The organism is Abditibacteriota bacterium, from assembly GCA_017552965.1.
Classification (GTDB): Bacteria; Armatimonadota; UBA5829; order UBA5829; family UBA5829; genus RGIG7931.
The window spans coordinates 1-3,088 of the sequence record JAFZNQ010000011.1; the positions used below are offsets into that span (position 1 = coordinate 1).

General features: G+C 50.2%; 4 protein-coding genes. 2 read left to right on the forward strand and 2 right to left on the reverse strand.

Translation table 11 applies throughout. The features are described from left to right. Together IK083_02505 and IK083_02510 are read left to right on the forward strand one after the other, a co-directional pair. On the forward strand, positions 1–182 hold a 182-nt coding region (locus IK083_02505; GenBank protein MBR4748430.1), incomplete at its 5' end, for a hypothetical protein. A gap of 445 nt (positions 183–627) precedes the next feature. After that, positions 628–1,440 carry a leucine-rich repeat domain-containing protein gene (locus tag IK083_02510; protein ID MBR4748431.1) on the forward strand — a complete coding sequence of 271 codons (813 nt, stop codon included), beginning with the start codon at positions 628–630 and terminating at the stop codon, positions 1,438–1,440. Positions 1,441–1,525: 85 nt separating this feature from the next. On the opposite strand, the gene IK083_02515 is transcribed toward IK083_02510, so the two are convergent. Both IK083_02515 and IK083_02520 read right to left on the reverse strand, forming a co-directional pair. Further along, on the reverse strand, positions 1,526–2,458 hold the full coding sequence (locus tag IK083_02515; GenBank protein ID MBR4748432.1) for a Fic family protein: 933 nt from the start codon (positions 2,456–2,458) through the stop codon (positions 1,526–1,528). 245 nt (positions 2,459–2,703) lie between these two features. Next, positions 2,704–3,088: hypothetical protein (locus tag IK083_02520; protein MBR4748433.1), on the reverse strand; the 385-nt coding region annotated here is incomplete at its 5' end.

Here is a 3,088-nt window from a genome sequence, read left to right on the forward strand (position 1 = left end):
AAACCAAGAAAAAAGATCAATTTCCGAGCGAGGATTCCCTTGAAAGGTTTGTCTTCGGCTTTGCGATAAACCTTAACAAGAAATTCTCTGAGAGAATACAGCCCGGCTTTCTGATGTGCAGAAGCGAATTGGACGAAATGTTCGAGAGACAATACTCTACTCCCGAAGGAGGCTTGCCATGAAAAATACTTGACGCTGCTAAAAACAGCTGATAAAAGGAGACCTATTTGTGATATAATAAAGTTGTATTACTCTTGCAGAAAGAGTTTACACATAATTTTGGAAACTACCGTTATTGCGAAAAAGGCTTTTGGTGGTTGTTGTCCAAACGTAATCTTCAGGACCAAAAACCCTGTAGCTATAGATTATGCGAACAAGCATCATATAAAGGTTGTATGAAACTCTGATTGCCGGCATATCTCCAGTTAAACTGTTTTGGCTGTAAATAGTAGTTATACAGAATGGGCAAATAACGGACAGCTGATATTCAAAGACTGTTTGCAGTGAGTTCAGAGTTTTGAAGTTGCTGGTTGAAAGACCAAAGCAACAGCTACATATTCAATTGGCAAGTTTTGCCTCAGGTATGCAGTTGTTGAAAGTATTGTTAATGATAAGGTAATTCTAAAGTTGAAAGACGATAAAACACAGTTTGCTGAACTCATTAAAAAGACAGTTGATGAGTTTGGCCTCGATATTATAAAGGACCCTGATAAGGTCAACGCTTGGCTGATGGATCTGGCTCCGGGAAACAAAGCGGAACGCAAGCTGATCGTACAGGTCTTGCAAGAAGGAGTCGGGGCAAAACTGCTTGACATTTTGGGAAAACCGGATGCAGAGCAACAACACTGCATTGACATGTGTGTTCTGCTGCTCAAAAATGAGACCTATCTCGACGAAGACGCTGCAGAGTCTGCCGTTCTGGCTATAGCCGGGGCGATAGGGCTTGAATGGGGCTTCGGTGCGCCAGCCTGTTCCAAAACACAAACTGCCGAAACTGCAGGAGCATACCATACAGTCGATACCGCTTTTCGGATAGAGAGAAGGAAGGAGCATATCGTTTTGGTGGAGTATTACGGGGACTCCGATACTCCGGCTGTCCCCGAAGGTACAGATATCATAGGCACCGGAGCCTTTGCGTGTTGCAGCTCACTGGTGACAGTAGTTATCCCCGATAGTGTGACTGTGATAGAAGAAGGCGCCTTTCGCGGCTGCAGCTCATTGAATACTATCAGACTGCCGGAAAAGCTGAAGAGTATCGGTGACCACGCTTTTTGGGGATGCAGCAACTTGAAAAAAGTGATCCTCCCCGACAGTGTGACCAAGCTCGGAGACAATGCTTTTGATGAAAAGACCTGTGTATTTGGGGCGGCTTACTCCAAAAAACAGCGAGAGAAAAAAGCAGATAAGGTTTTGCGTATAAATGGCAGGTTGATAGTGTGAGCGGGTCTTTCTGTGGTTCACGGTGGAGGAGAATAGAAGGCGGCGGAGCGGTTGCTCCGCCGCCGGAGTATATGCGTCAGGGGCTTTACAGTTTTCTCCAGCATTTTGTCTTCAAAAACCTGCTGAGTTCGCCGTTGTCCTTGTCCTCGTAGTAGCCGATGAGAAGTCTTTTGAATTCCGGCACGTTCTTTTCCGGGATCACCAGCAGGCCTGCCGCCTGCCCGATCAGATAGTGGTTTGCGAAGATCACCGCTGCGCGTTTGTTGCCGTCGTTGAAGATCTGTGTCTTCATGCAAAAGAGGCACAGCCGGATCGCATTTTCGACGGGCTCTTCCTCCTGCTCCACTATGTCCGCGATCCTTTCCCTGACTTCGAATTCCAAGGGCATAGGCGGGACGTATGACGTGCCGCCTATTGTGACCGGTACGCCGCGTATACGGCCGCCATCCGCATAAAAGCCCTCGTTGACCAGCCTGGCAATATGGGTGAGTATATAGTAATCCGTTTTAGTGGCGATCACGTCCCGGTCCATTATGAATTCCCATGCGTGCTTGAGGTTGAGTATTTTTTGCACGTCGTTAGCCGACACGCCGTTGACGCGGCCGTTATCGAGAATGTCTTCGGTCTGGGGAAAAGACGTTGCCACCCCTTCGAGTACTGCCTGGTCGTAGATAGTCGCTTTCATGTTGGCGCGGGCGAAATCTATATTCAGGATCACTTTGTCGGAGAGTTCCCCGGCGGCGTAGCCCAACAGCGCCAGCCGTTTATCGATATGCCGGATGCCTTTTCGCAGTTCCCGCGCTTCTTTTGCATAACGCAGGAGCGCTGCGTACAGATCGTCCGAGTACTTGTCTACGTATGTGCTGGTCAGCTTTCCGGCGACGCGCCTGCGGATATACAGGTACTTGTTGCCGCTCCGTTCTTTGATCTCCGGCGAGCCCTCGTAGGGCAGTAATTTCAGGCGCGCCTGCAGGTCTGCGCGCTGTTGCAGGAGCTCCTGGATATCCATAAATGTCATGCTATTCTTCTTCCTTGTAGGGATATAATTACAGCATTATTATAGCAGAAAGTTCCCCAAAAAGGCAAGCGGTGCGGCGCTTGCGCGTTTGACAAGTTGCCGGTTGCGCCGGGATGACACACAGGGCGAGGCAGTGCTTCTGCCCGGTTGACGAGAGCATAAGAAAGAGGTTTCCCCGCCGCCGGAGAAAGACAAGGCGGCCGGTTCAGCCGGCCGCCTTTGCTCATTATACAGGTCCTCGGTTATCACTCCGTGAAGCCGTTGACCTCGAATATGTATATCTCGCCCTGCTCCAGCGCGGGAGTCTCCAGCGAACAGGCGCCTTTGTCTGTGTAAATATGCCTGGCGCCCTTCAGCTTTTCGCTCACGGGCTTGATCACGTATTTGCCGTGGGGGCCCATCCACATATCCAGATCCACGCTGAGGGTCTTGCCGCTTTTGCCTCCGGCTGTGTTCATCACCAGGATGAGGGCGTTGTCTCCGTGGATATAGGCGGACACCTTGGTGGCTCCGCTGACGAATTCGGTGGAGATACAGTCGCCTATGAGCCTGCCCTCGGTGAAATAGGGCATGTATTTTTGTTTTATGCCCCAGCAGGTCCTGAGGGCTTCGGACAGCTGCGGGATGTCC

What these genes read in the sequence shown, in the direction of transcription:
- IK083_02515 (MBR4748432.1), bottom strand. Translation starts at nt 2,458, where the DNA reads ATGACATTTATGGATATCCAGGAGCTCCTGCAACAGCGCGCAGACCTG.